At 32.8% G+C, this 14,918-nt stretch carries 17 protein-coding genes and 5 tRNA genes; 4 read left to right on the forward strand and 18 right to left on the reverse strand.

Features of this window, described 5'->3' with window-relative positions; genetic code table 11:
• Positions 1-26 precede the first annotated feature (26 nt).
• The 18 genes from nusG to B8963_RS00165 form a co-directional block, all read right to left on the reverse strand.
• A complete protein-coding gene (gene nusG / locus B8963_RS00080) occupies positions 27-578 on the reverse strand; it encodes a transcription termination/antitermination protein NusG (RefSeq protein WP_084059277.1) in 552 nt (183 codons plus the stop codon).
• 12 nt (positions 579-590) lie between these two features.
• A complete protein-coding gene (secE, locus tag B8963_RS00085; RefSeq protein WP_084059278.1) occupies positions 591-779 on the reverse strand; it encodes a preprotein translocase subunit SecE in 189 nt (62 codons plus the stop codon).
• A 77-nt stretch (positions 780-856) separates the two neighbouring features.
• Positions 857-929: transfer RNA gene (locus B8963_RS00090), tRNA-Trp, on the reverse strand.
• Positions 930-1,004: 75 nt separating this feature from the next.
• Positions 1,005-2,192 carry an elongation factor Tu gene (gene tuf / locus B8963_RS00095; protein ID WP_084059279.1) on the reverse strand — a complete coding sequence of 396 codons (1,188 nt, stop codon included), beginning with the start codon at positions 2,190-2,192 and terminating at the stop codon, positions 1,005-1,007.
• A gap of 54 nt (positions 2,193-2,246) precedes the next feature.
• Positions 2,247-2,318 (reverse strand) — tRNA-Thr (locus tag B8963_RS00100).
• A gap of 72 nt (positions 2,319-2,390) precedes the next feature.
• Positions 2,391-2,463, reverse strand: a tRNA-Gly gene (locus B8963_RS00105).
• Between the two features lie 132 nt (positions 2,464-2,595).
• A tRNA-Tyr gene (locus tag B8963_RS00110) sits at positions 2,596-2,677 on the reverse strand.
• A 24-nt stretch (positions 2,678-2,701) separates the two neighbouring features.
• A tRNA-Thr gene (locus B8963_RS00115) sits at positions 2,702-2,775 on the reverse strand.
• Between the two features lie 97 nt (positions 2,776-2,872).
• Positions 2,873-3,175, reverse strand: a complete 303-nt coding sequence (gene hpf, locus B8963_RS00120; RefSeq protein ID WP_084059280.1) for a ribosome hibernation-promoting factor, HPF/YfiA family — start codon at positions 3,173-3,175, stop codon at positions 2,873-2,875.
• 38 nt (positions 3,176-3,213) lie between these two features.
• A complete protein-coding gene (locus tag B8963_RS00125) occupies positions 3,214-4,110 on the reverse strand; it encodes a tyrosine-type recombinase/integrase (RefSeq protein WP_084059281.1) in 897 nt (298 codons plus the stop codon).
• Between the two features lie 97 nt (positions 4,111-4,207).
• Positions 4,208-4,402, reverse strand: coding sequence for a 30S ribosomal protein S21 (gene rpsU / locus B8963_RS00130; RefSeq protein WP_084059282.1), 195 nt, complete (start codon positions 4,400-4,402; stop codon positions 4,208-4,210).
• A gap of 126 nt (positions 4,403-4,528) precedes the next feature.
• Positions 4,529-5,710: an acyl-CoA dehydrogenase family protein gene (locus B8963_RS00135; protein WP_084059283.1), complete on the reverse strand. Its 1,182-nt coding sequence runs from the start codon at positions 5,708-5,710 to the stop codon at positions 4,529-4,531.
• Positions 5,707-6,609, reverse strand: coding sequence for a ComEA family DNA-binding protein (locus B8963_RS00140; protein ID WP_084059284.1), 903 nt, complete (start codon positions 6,607-6,609; stop codon positions 5,707-5,709). The genes B8963_RS00135 and B8963_RS00140 overlap by 4 nt, the downstream gene beginning before the upstream one ends.
• An 11-nt stretch (positions 6,610-6,620) precedes the next feature.
• A complete protein-coding gene (locus B8963_RS00145; protein ID WP_084059285.1) occupies positions 6,621-8,312 on the reverse strand; it encodes an alanine/glycine:cation symporter family protein in 1,692 nt (563 codons plus the stop codon).
• Between the two features lie 91 nt (positions 8,313-8,403).
• Complete coding sequence (locus tag B8963_RS00150) at positions 8,404-9,411, reverse strand: potassium channel family protein (protein WP_084059286.1); 1,008 nt, start codon at positions 9,409-9,411, stop codon at positions 8,404-8,406.
• 3 nt (positions 9,412-9,414) lie between these two features.
• Entirely contained in the window at positions 9,415-9,642 is a 228-nt protein-coding gene (locus B8963_RS00155; protein ID WP_084059287.1) for a PspC domain-containing protein, read from the reverse strand.
• A gap of 9 nt (positions 9,643-9,651) precedes the next feature.
• Positions 9,652-10,932 carry a DUF2851 family protein gene (locus B8963_RS00160; protein WP_084059288.1) on the reverse strand — a complete coding sequence of 427 codons (1,281 nt, stop codon included), beginning with the start codon at positions 10,930-10,932 and terminating at the stop codon, positions 9,652-9,654.
• A 111-nt stretch (positions 10,933-11,043) separates the two neighbouring features.
• Entirely contained in the window at positions 11,044-11,355 is a 312-nt protein-coding gene (locus tag B8963_RS00165; RefSeq protein ID WP_084059289.1) for a rhodanese-like domain-containing protein, read from the reverse strand.
• 220 nt (positions 11,356-11,575) lie between these two features.
• Here B8963_RS00165 and B8963_RS00170 point away from each other — a divergent pair, with 220 nt between their 5' ends.
• From B8963_RS00170 to B8963_RS00185, 4 genes are all read left to right on the forward strand, one after another.
• Positions 11,576-12,022, forward strand: a complete 447-nt coding sequence (locus B8963_RS00170) for a MarR family winged helix-turn-helix transcriptional regulator (protein WP_084059290.1) — start codon at positions 11,576-11,578, stop codon at positions 12,020-12,022.
• An 8-nt stretch (positions 12,023-12,030) separates the two neighbouring features.
• Entirely contained in the window at positions 12,031-12,663 is a 633-nt protein-coding gene (locus tag B8963_RS00175; protein ID WP_084059291.1) for an NAD(P)H-dependent oxidoreductase, read from the forward strand.
• Positions 12,664-12,691: 28 nt separating this feature from the next.
• Positions 12,692-13,273 (forward strand): YceI family protein, encoded by a 582-nt coding sequence (locus tag B8963_RS00180; RefSeq protein ID WP_084059292.1) that lies wholly within the window; start codon positions 12,692-12,694, stop codon positions 13,271-13,273.
• Positions 13,274-13,520: 247 nt separating this feature from the next.
• Positions 13,521-14,918, forward strand: a complete 1,398-nt coding sequence (locus B8963_RS00185) for an anthranilate synthase component I family protein (RefSeq protein ID WP_084059293.1) — start codon at positions 13,521-13,523, stop codon at positions 14,916-14,918.

Genomic DNA, 14,918 nt, shown 5'->3' on the forward strand with positions numbered 1-14,918 from the left:
ATATTTTATGTAACAGTTCTTATTTATTATACTTTTTCAACTTGCATATAACTTAACTCTAATGGTGTTTTTCTTCCGAAAATTTTAACCATTACCTCAAGTTTGCGTTTTTCTTCATTAATTTTTTCAACGGTTCCGTTAAAACCATTAAAAGGCCCATCAATAACTTTAACTGTTTCTCCCATTACAAATGGTATAGCTACATTATCTGTAGTCACAGTTAACTCATCAACTTTACCTAACATTCTATTTACCTCAGATTTTCTAAGTGGCACAGGATCTCCTCCTTTTGTTTCACCTAAAAAGCCAATAACATTTGTTATTGAACGTATAACATGCGCCATTTCACCTCCAAGGTTTGCCTTAACCATAATGTAACCAGGAAAATAAACTCTTTCTTTATTTATTTTCTTACCATTACGTATTTGCACAACCTTTTCTGTAGGCACTAATACATCTTCTAAATAATCTGAAAATCCTAACCTCGCAACTTCAGCCTCAATATAGCCTTTGATTTTATTTTCTTGACCACTTACAGCCCTAACTACGTACCATTTTTTTTCCAATATTTCTGACATAGGGAGCGCTTTTTAATTTATTAATTTCTCAAAATAGATTTTAATCAAACTACTAAAAAGGCTATCCACACCCCAGGTCGCCAATGCGAACAAAATAGAAAATACAGCTACAATTACCATTAGATTAGAAGCTTCCGCTTTTGTCGGTAATGTAATATTAGTTCTAAGTTCTTCTATGGATTCCTTGATATATGTTAACATGCTGCGAAAGATTTAACTTTATAATTTGAAAAAGATTTTAGAAACCAAAGTTTCTACTTCACTTCTTTCTTGTTTTGCACGGGAGGAGAGACTCGAACTCCCGACACCTGGTTTTGGAGACCAGTGCTCTACCAACTGAGCTACACCCGTTTATATTTACATCGAAAGGTATCCGCAATAAGCGGACACCCTCAATGAAAATACTTTAATATAATCTTATAGTGATTAATCTAAAATCTCAGTTACCTGACCTGCACCTACAGTTCTACCACCTTCACGGATAGCGAAACGTAAACCAACATTCAATGCAATTGGAGATAATAAATCAACAGTAATAGTAAGGTTATCACCTGGCATTACCATTTCAACACCTGCAGGTAAATTAATTGTACCCGTAACGTCTGTTGTTCTTACGTAGAACTGTGGACGGTAGTTGTTATGGAATGGTGTGTGACGACCACCTTCTTCTTTTTTAAGAACATAAACCTCAGCCTTAAATTTAGCATGTGGCTTAACTGAACCTGGCTTACAGATTACCATACCTCTTTTTATTTGAGATTTTTCAATACCTCTTAATAAAAGACCTACGTTATCACCAGCTTCACCTCTATCTAATATTTTACGGAACATTTCAACACCTGTTACAGTAGATGTTAATTTCTCAGCACCCATACCAATGATCTCAACAGGATCTCCAGTATTAGCAACACCAGTTTCTATACGACCAGTTGCAACAGTACCACGACCAGTAATCGTGAATACATCTTCAACAGGCATTAAGAAAGGCTTATCAACATCTCTTTGTGGTAATTCGATCCAAGAATCAACAGCTTCCATTAAAGACATAACCGTATCAACCCATTTTTGCTCACCATTTAAAGCACCTAATGCTGAACCTGCAATTACAGGACCATTATCACCATCATACTCATAGAAAGAAAGCAATTCTCTAACTTCCATCTCAACAAGCTCTAACAACTCCTCATCATCAACCATATCCACTTTATTCATGAATACAACCATTCTAGGAATACCAACCTGACGACCTAAAAGTATGTGCTCACGAGTTTGTGGCATTGGACCATCAGTAGCAGCAACAACAAGAATAGCACCATCCATCTGAGCAGCACCAGTTACCATGTTCTTTACGTAATCCGCGTGACCTGGACAGTCAACGTGTGCGTAGTGACGGTTAGCTGTAGAATACTCTACGTGTGATGTATTAATTGTGATACCTCTTTCTTTTTCTTCCGGTGCATTATCAATTGAATCGAAACTTCTCATTTCAGATAATCCCGCGTTTGCCAAAACTGTTGTTATAGCGGCAGTCAATGTAGTTTTACCGTGATCTACGTGTCCGATAGTACCGATGTTTAAATGCGGTTTAGAACGATCAAATGTTGCCTTAGCCATGTTTATTGAATTTTAATCTTAGTTTATATTAGTGTACAATTTATGCCTTAATTGAGCCAATGATGAGATTTGAACTCATGACCTCTTCCTTACCAAGGAAACGCTCTACCCCTGAGCTACACCGGCCTGTCTGAGTTCAAAGTCAATTACTAACGATTAAACCCAAAAAAACAACCTTATACTCAAGGTTTAAATTAGAGCGGGAGACCGGGTTCGAACCGGCGACATTCAGCTTGGAAGGCTGACGCTCTACCAACTGAGCTACTCCCGCAATTATTTGTAGATTTTATAAAAAATCACACAAATGTATTCATTTCAATATTTCAAAAAATAAAAACAACAAAAAAAATTATTGTTTTTTCAAAATTCTATATAACTCAAAAAAGCTACAAGAATCTTTCAGTGGGGAGAGCAGGATTCGAACCTGCGAAGACGTAGTCAGCAGATTTACAGTCTGCCCTCGTTGGCCGCTTGAGTATCTCCCCAAACCATATTTTAAAGAACTTAAGAGCCGATAGAGGGACTCGAACCCACGACCTGCTGATTACAAATCAGCTGCTCTAGCCAGCTGAGCTACATCGGCTTTTATACTTTTTTTGGCTTAAAAAAAGTCCGCTATTTCTAACGGACTGCAAATGTAGATATATTTTTATTTAAACAAAATATTTTTTGATAAATTTTTATGCATTTGCCTTTAATTTTTCTTTTCTCTTTACCAACTGTCTTTTCAAAGCATCGCAAGCGGTATCAATCGCCTCTTCAAAAGACTTACATTGTTTTTTTACAATAAATTCATTCTTAGGCACATAGACTTTTATTTCTACAATTTTATTCTCTTTCGCACTAGTTTTTTCCACTTTTAGAAAAACATCGGAGCTAATTACCTTATTATAATACTGATCTAACTTATTTAATCGATTTTGAACAAAACTTATTAAATTTCCGTCTGCATTAAAATTTACTGTTTGGGCATTTACTTTCATAGAATAAAAATTAAAAGTTATACAATCATATAAAAAACTTACTGCTTTTTTATATTTCTAGGGTGTGCCGTCAAATGAACCTTCTTCAACTCTGCAATACTATTATGCGTATATACTTGGGTTGACGCCAAACTGGAATGTCCAAGCAATTCTTTTACCGAGTTTAGATCCGCTCCTTTATTTAACAAATGCGTTGCAAAAGTATGCCTTAGTATATGAGGACTCTTCTTTACCTTTGAGGACACTATACTAAAATAATGATTTATAATCCTATAAACAAGAGTTTCGTAAATTATACTCCCACTTTTCGTTAAAAACACAAGTTCCTCTTTTGAGTCACCCAAAACACTTTCTCTTAGCTCTAAATAAACTTTAAATAATTCAATAACCCGATCCAACAAAGGAACAATTCTTTCTTTATTCCTTTTACCCAATACACGCATATTGGACTGATGCAAATCTAAATTAACAAGCTTAAGCCCTACAAGCTCAGCTCTTCGAATACCAGTAGTATATAATAGCTCTATGATTAACTTATCACGAATTCCTTCAAAATCATCAGTAAACGGGATTTTAGACAAAACTTGATCCATTTCATTTTCTGAAAATGGAATTTCAACTTTCTTTTCCGTTTTTAAGGCCTTATGTTTAGCTAATGGATTTATTGTTATCACTTCTATTTTAAGTAAAAACTTGTAGTATGCTTTTAGAGAAGCTATTTTTCTATTAATAGTACGATTAGAAATTTTAGCATTCACTAATGAAATTATCCAATTTCTAATAATGCTATAATCCACATTATCAACATCATCACGATCAAAAGAAACCTTGTAGAATTCAGAAAACTCCAGCAAATCTTTTTCATAGGCTTGAGTGGTATTTACTGAATATTTTTTCTCTAAAGATAAGTATGTAATAAACGAAGCTATGCTCATAGCATAAAGTTACTAAAGTATAATGAGCTAAACACTAAATATAAAGCATAAAAAAAGCCCTACTTAGTAGGGCTTTTTTATATCTATAACACAAATATTATATTTCCTCTTGATCTCTCAAGCCTTGAATATAATGTGCCTTTTGAATCTGCGCTCTGCGCTCTACAGAAGGCTTTGTGAATTGCTGACGCTTTCTTAATTGACGCATTGTTCCTGTTCTATCAAACTTACGCTTGAAACGCTTTAATGCTCTATCGATGTTTTCTCCTTCTTTTATTGGTATAATTAACATGGGCTACAACCTCCTCTCTTTAATGATTAAGGGTGCAAATATAATAACTAATTATATTTAAACAACCTATTGAGTAAAAAATATTTAACTTTTTTAATTCAGGGTATTTACTAATCAATACAACACCTAACTATTAACTGGAATTTCCTTTGGGGCATATTCCTTTTTATCAATAATAATTTTAGCTAAGATTTCTCTTAATATCTCTGAAGTACCCCCACCTATTGGCCCCAATCTACTATCTCGCAGCAATCTTGCCAAAGGATAATCTTCCATATAACCATATCCTCCTAAAAACTGAAGACATTCATAAATCACTTCATCGGCCATTTTGGTCGACTTCAATTTAGAAATAGTAGCTTCCTTCACCACATATATTCCCTTATCTAATTTTGAGGCCACCATGTAATTATACTCTCTACACAGCTCTAAATCTGCATAACAGTCTACTAAACGATGTCTTAAGGCTTGATATTTATCTAGTGATTTACCAAATGCATGTCGCTCTGTCATATATTGCAAGGTATATTCTAAAGCATATTCTGTTCTAGCATGGGCATTAATACCCATAATCAAACGCTCCAATGCAAAATGTTCCATTATATAAGAAAATCCACTATTCTCCTCCCCCATTAAATTTGATGCAGGAATTTCCACATTATCAAATGCAATTTCACCCGTATCCGATGCGCGCCAACCCAATTTATTTAATTTTGTAGCAGTTACTCCTTTAGAATTCTTATCTACTAAAAAAATACTAATCCCTTTATTTTTAAGTTCTGGATTGGTCTTGGCAGCAACTATCATATAATCGCAATAGACACCATTAGTGATAAATGTTTTGGAGCCATTAAGAATATAGCTATCACCTTTTTTAACAGCTGTTGTTCTCATGCCCGCCACATCACTACCACCAAATGGCTCTGTAATACACAGACAACCAATTTTTTCACCTAATACACTAGGGGTTAAGTATTTTTTCTTTAAATCTGCACTTGCTTCTTTGTTTAAATGAGTCATTGCTAAATACGCATGAGCCCACATTGCAGCAGCAAAACCTCCTGAATTTATTTTCTGAAGCTCTTCTAGAAAAATTACAGTATAAAACAAATCCAAACCTAATCCGCCGTCTTCTTCAGGAGTTGCAAGACCAAAATAACCCATCTCACCAAATTTTTCCCAAATAAAACGATCTATAGTTCCCGAGCTCTCCCATTTTTCTATATGTGGAACAACTTCTTTCTTTAAAAAATCTTTTAGACTTTCTCTAAACAATTGATGTTCTTCTGTGAAGTACATACTTTTCATAGCTTTTCTTTTAATGTCAAATATAATGTTATTCTATTAATTTTATCGGAAGGAAAACCTTCAATTTTTTTCAATTCATCAATAGATTTTATCTCACCAACCTGTTTTCTATAAGCTACAATATTAGAAGAGACTTGATAATTTAAATACACCAATTTTGATATTTCAGAAGCATTTGCCGTATTAACGTTGATTTTTACAATTTCCGGTTTTGTTTGAACCTTAAACTTCATAAGTACTTTTTGAGCCACTTCAGGTTTTAAACCATAAACATCGTACAGCTGATCCTCTATCAAAAAACCACCTAATCTATCGCGAAATTTTATAATACGTGTAGCTAATTTTTCTCCAATCCCATAAATTACTTTTAAATCTTGGGCTGAAGCTGTATTTAGATCTTTAACAGTATTTGTAACGTTTGGTTTCTTATTAAACTTAATAACATTAGCTTCAAATGATTTTTGAGAGTTTGTTGATTTCACCCATTCTGGAAACTTGAAATATGGCGCAATTTTTTGCAACAATGAATCGGATATTAAAGTAACATTCTGAAACTCCTCTGCTGAATTCACAAATTTATTTGAAGACCTATATAAATGAAGACGATCAATTTCTTGAGTTGACATCCCAAGTTTATACCCTCTGTAATCTGTTATATAATTAGGATTGAAAGGATATATTTTGAGTGAATCATTTTCCAGAGTCCTTTCTTTTAGGATATTTATTTGTTCTTGAGCCACACCATCAAGCTCAATTTTATTGGCTACAGAAGTAGATTCTTGAAAAATAGATGTTGAAAAAGCATAAACCAATTGTAGTAAAACAATAATGGCCAATAAAAAGAAAATCCCACTTCGTTCCTGTTTATTGAACTTAAAGTGGGATTTAAATTTATTCATGATTAATATTATTAATCTTCTATAGCATTATACTTTAGTTTAATTGCATCTAAATACCTGTATAACTGTTTTTTCACTACAGGGAATAGGAAGAACAATCCAACCATGTTAGGGAAAACCATTGCAAAAATCATTGCATCTGAGAAATCCCAAATAGATTTCATACTTGCTGCAGCACCAATTACTACGAAAGTCAAAAACAAAAATTTATAAACTAGATCTGCTGTTTTTCCTCTACCAAAAAGGAACTTCCAAGACTGTAAACCGTAATACGACCATGATATCATTGTAGACACTGCAAAAAGAACTACTGCAACCGTCAAGAAAATATTTGAATAAGGAATATATTCATGAAAAGCTTTAGAAGTAATTCCAGATCCTTCATATGGAAGCCCATCAATAAAAACAACTCCAGAACCGTCTCCACCATATTCAAAGTAACCTCCAAAATTAAAGATAATAATTACCAAAGCAGTCATTGTACAAATTATTACTGTATCAATAAAAGGCTCCAATAGCGCTACCAAACCTTCACTCGCAGAATATTTTGTTCGTACCGCTGAATGAGCAATAGACGCAGAACCTGCACCAGCTTCATTGGAGAACGCAGCTCTTTTAAAGCCTACAAGTAAAACACCAATTACACCTCCAACTCCAAAAGCCTTGGGATTAAATGCCTCAGTTACTATAAGTGAAATAGCATCATCTAAGAGTGAAAAATTAATTGCCATTATATACAAACAAGCTAAAATGTACAACAATGCCATAAATGGAACCACTTTTTCAGTAACCTGAGCGATCCTTTTAATACCACCGATTATAATGATCCCTACTAAAGTTGCTAGTACTAAACCTATAATTGCACCTGCGGCAGTGCTTTCAAAATTAAATAATTGTTTAATAACTACGGTAGCCTGGTTAGATTGTGCAGCATTACCGCCACCGAAAGAACCTCCAATACAGAATATTGAAAATATAACCGCTAATATCTTACCCAATGTTTTAAAACCTTTTTGCTTAAGACCTTTGCTTAAATAATACATTGGGCCACCATAAATAGTTCCGTCTTTGCCAACATCTCTAAATTGCACTCCTAATGTACATTCCACAAATTTAGTAGACATACCTAATAGTCCACATATAATCATCCAAAAAGTTGCTCCTGGACCACCAAGTGCAATAGCAAGTGCCACACCAGCAATATTACCATTACCTACAGTACCTGAAACTGCAGTTGCCAAGGCCTGAAAATGACTTACTTCACCATCTGAACTTTCATCTCTAATGGTATCTACTATATCGCCATCAATAGCTAAGTCAGAATTTACTAGTTCTTCAAGATGCTCCTCAATATCTACATTGGTTAAATCTTTACCTTGAGCTATCCCATCTTCTCCATAAAGCTCTTTAGCTCCATGCTTTTCAATATCTTCATACTTTCCACGAACTGTATTTATTGCTTTACCAAAATATTTAATATTTGGAAATCCAAAATATAAAGTAAAGAACAAAGCACTGGCAACCAATAAAACTAAAACAAATGGAATGTCTGGATCATGCCAGACATTAAAAAAGATAACATTAGAAAAGAAATCCGAAATTGGCTTAAAACCTTCATCAATTCTTTCATCTAAACCCTTTTCTTGAGCCGAGGAAATTATTGGAATTAAAATTGCAAAAATTGCAAGAAGTCTATGCTTCATAATAAATAGTTATTTGTTTTTATAATTAGTCTAGTCGGTAGCAATATCCTAAAAAAAATCTAGGCAATCAAGGATAATCTTTTAAATATGATTAAACGATATGAAACATCTGGTTTAATTTTCTTATTTGCTCTGGTCTGCCTAGCACAATAACCTTACTTTTTGGTTGTAAAATTAAATCGGCCTCAGGGTTTATAATATAATTTCCATCTGGCTCAATATAGCCTATAATAGTACAACCTGTTCTATTTCTTAAATCTAAATCTCTTATAGAATTACAATCTACTTGATCTGCAAAATCTTCTATTGCAACTTCTTCCAGATTGGTGGTATGTTCTCCCTCAACGGAAAGTTTATCCATGAAAGTAATTAAATCTGGCATTACAACTAAAGATGCCATATGGTCGCCTCCAATTTTATCTGGCATAATTACTTTATTGGCTCCAGCGAGTAATAACTTTTTTTGTGATGTAGCTAATGAAGCACGACTAATTATAAATAAATTTTTATTCATTTGTCTTGCAGATAACACTACAAATAAATTGGCTGCATCATCAGGCAAAGCAGTTATGAGGAACTTTGCTTTACTGATTCCTGCTTCGCTTAAAACCTCGTCATCATTAGCATCTCCTTCAACAAAAAGCAAATCGTTTTGATATCTTTCTATAATCTCTTTTTCCTTTTCGATAATGACAAAAGGCTTTTTAAATGCTTTTAAACGTTCTGAAGCCTGAATTCCATTTCTACCAAAACCGCAAACAATTACATGATTTGAGAGACTATTAATTTGATTTTTCACTTTTTTCTTTTTTAATAATTGTAAAGAATTTCTTCCTAAAACATATTCTGTAATAACTGAAATCGCGTAAGCAAAAATAAAAACACTTGCTATTATTAAAAATACTGTAAATATTTTTGATCCTGCATCTAGTGGGCGTACTTCTGAAAAACCAACGGTAGTAACCGTAATTATGGTCATATAAAAAGCATCTACCCAATCATAATTAGATAAATACCTATATCCTAGCACTCCAATGACTAGAATAAAAACCATTAAAAATATAGCAAGATAAAATTTTGACCTAAATAATCTTAACATAGTTTATAAATCAAAAACAGAGGTTCTTTTAGTGTATAACAAATCTTTAATTCTTAGCCAAAATGCCACAAACAAGTACAATGCAAATCCAAAACCCAAAGTAACAAAAGCCAGATATATAAAAGAGGTTCTCACCACTCTTGCTCTAATTCCTAAACGTTCTGCAATTCTTCTACAAACTTCAAAACCGTGTTTTTGAAAAAAGTATAAAATTGAATAAAAAAAATTCATGGTTTAAAATTAGTTATTTCCTTTTAATAAACTATTACCAATAGCGCATTCCAAGCATTTATTTTTTGAACAGTATTCATTATACAATTGCAATATAGATTGACTCTCCGCGGCATTAAGAATTTTAATATTTAAGTTTTTATATTTTTCTACAATACTATTTTGCTCTGCCCCTATTTGTGTTGCAATGTAAACAATCTCATCATCTATCTGCTTGCCTAAATATTTAGCATAATTAAATTTTAATGGAAGAATAGTGTTAATAATCACTAAATCTGTAAACTTTTTTGAAAGTTTCTTTTCACTTTTTTTCGAGGTTTTTTCAAAATTAAAATGGGTATTCCAATACGAACTAGCCGAAACATTAAAAAGACTATAAATATCTTCTACTGATTTAGCCTCTATGAGTTTGCTAAATAAATTATTATGTCTTGCATATACATTGGCGAATTGCGATAAACGAATTGTTGGAAAATTTGGAGGGCGCAGTTTAAAAAAACTTGGACATAACACTCCAGTATTATTTATCCCATATTTATGACTTAAATAGTCATATTCTTTTTTAAGAGAAAGATAATAAGCATCTAGCTTATCATCTTCCAATAATCCAGCGAGTCCAAATAGCAAACTCTCTAATTCATTCACATTTGCGCTTACTTTTCTAACAGTTGAAAATTTAAGTTGATGCGCAATACTTAAAAAGGAGTCCGCATTTATTTTAGAACCAAAATTTCTTAATAGCAGGGAAAAAAGCACTTGTTCCCAATCATTATTATACTTTTCTAATAACGTTACTACTAGTGCAGATTTCGACTCCAGTCGCTCAAAATACAAACGCTCTAACCAATTTTCAAAAATGAATTCGTCAATTTTGGCTAATTCACTTTCGCAATTAATAAATGTAATTGCTTTATTATTGAGTAAACTCTTATAGGATTCAACTAGCTCATGAGAAATGTAATTTTTTAGCTCTAATGTTGGAATCAACGAATTATCTCTTCTATACACAGAAACATCATCATCCCAAACTACATGTAAAATTACATTATCATAATTAGCATCCATCTCATGACCATGAACATACCAATCAGAAGAGTTTACATGTATTTCCACATTTCCAGCCCAAAGCTGATCTTTAATTTTTAATCGTGCATTAAAAAAATCAGGACCAGCTAATTTGTTATGTGATCCTAAGCTAATGATTTCAATAGATTCATTAGTGGTGGTTTTTAAATCTGCTAGTTCTAGTTTTTTATATTTCCAGATAAAATGAAGAAAATCTTCGCGCATTCTAAATCATAATTAAAATGCTTAAGATACATATTAAAAATAAAAAAGACTTTATTATCGAAAATTCGATAACAAAGTCCCTATACTAAATAAGTAATTATGTATTAGAAATTATTCTGCGATTTCGCCTTCCCAATTCATAAATCCACCTAATAAATTATACGCATTTTCAAAACCTGCATTATTCATAACTGCACAGGCCTGAGCACTACGTGCGCCAGAACGGCAATACACGTAGTAGTTTTTAGTTTTATCTAATTTCTCTAATTCATCTAAAAAACCTTGTCCTAAATGAATGTCTATGTTCTTAGCATTAGGTATGTACCCATTTTCTACCTCCTCTGGAGTTCGTACATCCAGTATAACTGCATTATCGTCATTCCCTAGTTGCGATACCCACTCGTCTTGATATAAATCTGCCATTTTTTTAATATTTAGTTGTCAAAAATAATGCTTTATTTCAATATTTCCTTGTGCTTCATTAAGAGTTTTTACGCAGTAGCTTTCACATTAATACTTTTAAAAACATTCCATAGATGAGGCGTTCTGACTTAATCGTAAATATTAACAAATATTTACAACTTAGATTTCAGGTTAAAATAAAAAATAACTATACATTTGTATATACAATTGTTGTATTGACATGAATGTTGAAAAAATCATAAAAACAGAAAAAGAAATTCCCTTAAAGCCAAGGACTTTAATTCATTTAAGCTTAGTGTGCAATAAAATGAATGAAATAACCACGGCTCAATTAAAACCCTTTGATGTGTCGTTACAACAATTTAATGTTTTAAGAATTTTACGTGGACAAAATGGAAAACCAGCGAATCTTAGTACACTAAACGAAAGAATGGTAACCAAAATGAGCAACACTACTAGGTTAGTAGATAAACTTATCACTAAAGGTTTTGTAGACAGGGTTACGTGTGAGAAAAATAGAAGAAAGGTTGATATAAATATAACAGCACTTGGCCAAAAAGCTCTTTTAGAAATGGATAATGCTATGAAAACTGCAGAAGAAGAAATACTTAAAAATTTAACTGAACAAGACTTAATCCAAATGAATAATCTTTTGGATAAATTTTAATAATTCACATGAGTACATATATTAACAGTTTAAACTGGCGCTATGCCACCAAAAAATTTGATGCAACAAAAAAAGTGTCTAATAAAGATCTTGATACCATTTTAGAAGCGGCATCGTTAACCCCTACTTCATATGGTTTGCAGCCTTTTAAAATTATCGTGATTGAAAATCCTGAAATAAGAGAAAAATTAAAACCCTTTGCGTGGGGACAGTCTCAAATTACAGAAGCGTCGCATTTAATAGCTATTGTTAACTTTACCACTTTTGGAGATGAGTTAATAGATGACTATTTAGCTAACATTGGTGCAACTAGAGGAATACCTACTGAAGGTTTGAAGGGTTATGCAGATTTCATGAAATCTAAATTAACTCCTTTAAGTGATGATCAAAAAGCAATTTGGACTGCAAAACAAACTTATATTGCGTTAGGTAATATTCTTTCAGCAGCCGCTGAATTAAAAATAGATACTTGTCCAATGGAAGGTTTTGATGCCAACGAGTTTAACAATATTCTTGGTCTTACAGATAAAAACTTAAACACTTCTGTGTTAATCTCTATTGGATATAGAGCAGAAGAAGACCAAACTCAGCATTACAAAAAGGTTAGAAAATCTAAAGAAAAATTAATTCAATACATATAAACAATTAACACTTTTAAAAATTACCATTATGAAAAAAGGCACATTAAGTATAGTATTCGCTTTAGTATTTGGAGCAGCAGCTTCAGCAACAACACCTATTGATGGTGAAAAAAAAGCCGTAAAAGTTAGCGAAAGCACAGTAACGTGGAAAGCCTACAAAGTAACTGGCTCACATACAGGAACTATTGCTCTTAAGGAAGGATCTTTAGTATTCGAAGGAGATAAATTAACTGGTGGTGAATTTGTTGTAGACATGACAACCATCAATACTACCGATTTAAAAGCAGGTGAAGGAAAAGAAAAATTAGATGGGCATTTAAATTCAGATGATTTTTTTAGTACTGCAACACATACTACATCAAAATTAGTTTTTACAAAAGTAAAAGCAACTGGTAAAAATTCTTACTCCGTGACTGGCGATCTTACCATAAAAGGTAAAACAGCTCCTGTAACTTTTGATGTTTCTGTATACGGAAGTAAAGCCACTGCTACTTTAAAGGTAGATAGAACTAAATATGACGTAAAATATGGTTCTGGAAGTTTCTTTGACAATTTAGGAGACAAAACGATCTATGACGAATTTGATTTAGTGGTAGATTTACAATTTTAAGCTAAGAAAAAGAAAATAATCACAAAACCTCACGAGCCTGTTATTTTGGCTTGTGGGGTTTATTTTTTTACAATTTCATGTTTGTAATCTTAAAAATGATTTCTATCTTTGAAGTCAATGAAAAATTTAACTGTAAATACTTGGTGGTGGAATAACTTACGAGAAATCGCGTGAGCAAAGCACCATTGTATTAAATTATATAAGGCTTGTCATCACGACAAGCCTTACTTATTTTATAGAAATAAAGATGAAATACCAACTTAAAACACATTTCAAAAAAATACTTGCCGACACTATTACACCAGTGAGTGTTTATTTAAAAATTCGCGATCGGTTTCCAAATAGTATTTTACTTGAGGGCAGTGATTACCACACAAATGATAATAGCTTTTCTTATATCTGTTGCAACCCCATTGCATCAATCAAAGTTGAAAACGAAATTATAACGCAGCAATTCCCTGATGGAACATCAGAAGAACTTGCTATTGATAAAACCACAGACGTTGTTTCAATCATAGAAAACTTCAGTAAAAGATTTGAAGCTGATGCGAGTAATTTCAAATTTATCGATAACGGTTTATTTGGTTATATGGCCTATGATGCAGTTCGGTACTATGAAGATGTAGCATTAACCAAAAAAGAAAATTCAGTAGCAATCCCCGATATATACTACGCGGTTTATAAAAATATAATTGCTATAAATCATTTTAAAAATGAGGCATATATTTTTTCTAACTGTTACAAATCTGAAAACAATATTCCTGAAATAGAACAAATACTTAATGTAAAAAACTTTGCTTCGTATAGTTTTAATTTGAACGGAGAAGTGGCATCAAACTTAGAAGATGAAGAGTTTAAAGAACATGTGAGACTTGCAAAGAAACATTGCCAAAGAGGAGATGTTTTTCAATTGGTATTGTCTCGTAGATTTTCACAAGGTTTTAAAGGCGATGAATTTAATGTATATCGTGCCTTACGGTCTATAAACCCATCACCTTATTTATTCTATTTTGATTATGGAAATTTTAAAATATTTGGCAGCTCGCCAGAAGCCCAACTAATAGTCAAAGATGGTTCTGCTGAGATTCACCCAATTGCTGGCACTTTTAAAAGAACGGGGAATGATGAACAAGATGCTATTCTCGCTAAAGAATTAACAGAAGATGGTAAAGAAAATAGTGAGCATGTAATGCTGGTAGACCTTGCCCGTAATGATTTAAGCAGAAATGGGAATATGGTAGAGGTTACCAATTATCGTGAAGTGCAATTCTTTTCTCATGTAATTCATTTAGTATCTAAAGTGGTGGGACGAAAGAAAAAAAACATTCCAACCATGAAAGTGGTTGCAGATACTTTTCCTGCTGGTACTTTAAGTGGAGCACCAAAACATATGGCCATGAAGCTTATTGAAAAATATGAAAAAACCAGTAGAGGGTATTACGGAGGCGCCATTGGTTTTATGGATTTTAAAGGCAACTTTAATCATGCCATTATGATAAGAACTTTCTTAAGTAAAAACCACAAACTGCATTATCAAGCAGGTGCCGGTATTGTTGCCGCATCAAGTCCTGAAGATGAATTACAAGAAACATATAACAAACTAGGGGCTTTAACAAAAGCTCTAGAAATTGCAGAGAACATATAA

Source organism: Cellulophaga tyrosinoxydans, from assembly GCF_900176415.1.
In the GTDB taxonomy this organism is placed as follows: Bacteria; Bacteroidota; Bacteroidia; order Flavobacteriales; family Flavobacteriaceae; genus Cellulophaga; species Cellulophaga tyrosinoxydans.

Coding starts and splice junctions, on each gene's coding strand:
- nusG (WP_084059277.1), bottom strand. CDS start 578: ATGTCAGAAATATTGGAAAAAAAATGGTACGTAGTTAGGGCTGTAAGT.
- secE (WP_084059278.1), bottom strand. CDS start 779: ATGTTAACATATATCAAGGAATCCATAGAAGAACTTAGAACTAATATT.
- tuf (WP_084059279.1), bottom strand. CDS start 2,192: ATGGCTAAGGCAACATTTGATCGTTCTAAACCGCATTTAAACATCGGT.
- hpf (WP_084059280.1), bottom strand. CDS start 3,175: ATGAAAGTAAATGCCCAAACAGTAAATTTTAATGCAGACGGAAATTTA.
- B8963_RS00125 (WP_084059281.1), bottom strand. CDS start 4,110: ATGAGCATAGCTTCGTTTATTACATACTTATCTTTAGAGAAAAAATAT.
- rpsU (WP_084059282.1), bottom strand. CDS start 4,402: ATGTTAATTATACCAATAAAAGAAGGAGAAAACATCGATAGAGCATTA.
- B8963_RS00135 (WP_084059283.1), bottom strand. CDS start 5,710: ATGAAAAGTATGTACTTCACAGAAGAACATCAATTGTTTAGAGAAAGT.
- B8963_RS00140 (WP_084059284.1), bottom strand. CDS start 6,609: ATGAATAAATTTAAATCCCACTTTAAGTTCAATAAACAGGAACGAAGT.
- B8963_RS00145 (WP_084059285.1), bottom strand. CDS start 8,312: ATGAAGCATAGACTTCTTGCAATTTTTGCAATTTTAATTCCAATAATT.
- B8963_RS00150 (WP_084059286.1), bottom strand. CDS start 9,411: ATGTTAAGATTATTTAGGTCAAAATTTTATCTTGCTATATTTTTAATG.
- B8963_RS00155 (WP_084059287.1), bottom strand. CDS start 9,642: ATGAATTTTTTTTATTCAATTTTATACTTTTTTCAAAAACACGGTTTT.
- B8963_RS00160 (WP_084059288.1), bottom strand. CDS start 10,932: ATGCGCGAAGATTTTCTTCATTTTATCTGGAAATATAAAAAACTAGAA.
- B8963_RS00165 (WP_084059289.1), bottom strand. CDS start 11,355: ATGGCAGATTTATATCAAGACGAGTGGGTATCGCAACTAGGGAATGAC.
- B8963_RS00170 (WP_084059290.1), top strand. CDS start 11,576: ATGAATGTTGAAAAAATCATAAAAACAGAAAAAGAAATTCCCTTAAAG.
- B8963_RS00175 (WP_084059291.1), top strand. CDS start 12,031: ATGAGTACATATATTAACAGTTTAAACTGGCGCTATGCCACCAAAAAA.
- B8963_RS00180 (WP_084059292.1), top strand. CDS start 12,692: ATGAAAAAAGGCACATTAAGTATAGTATTCGCTTTAGTATTTGGAGCA.
- B8963_RS00185 (WP_084059293.1), top strand. CDS start 13,521: ATGAAATACCAACTTAAAACACATTTCAAAAAAATACTTGCCGACACT.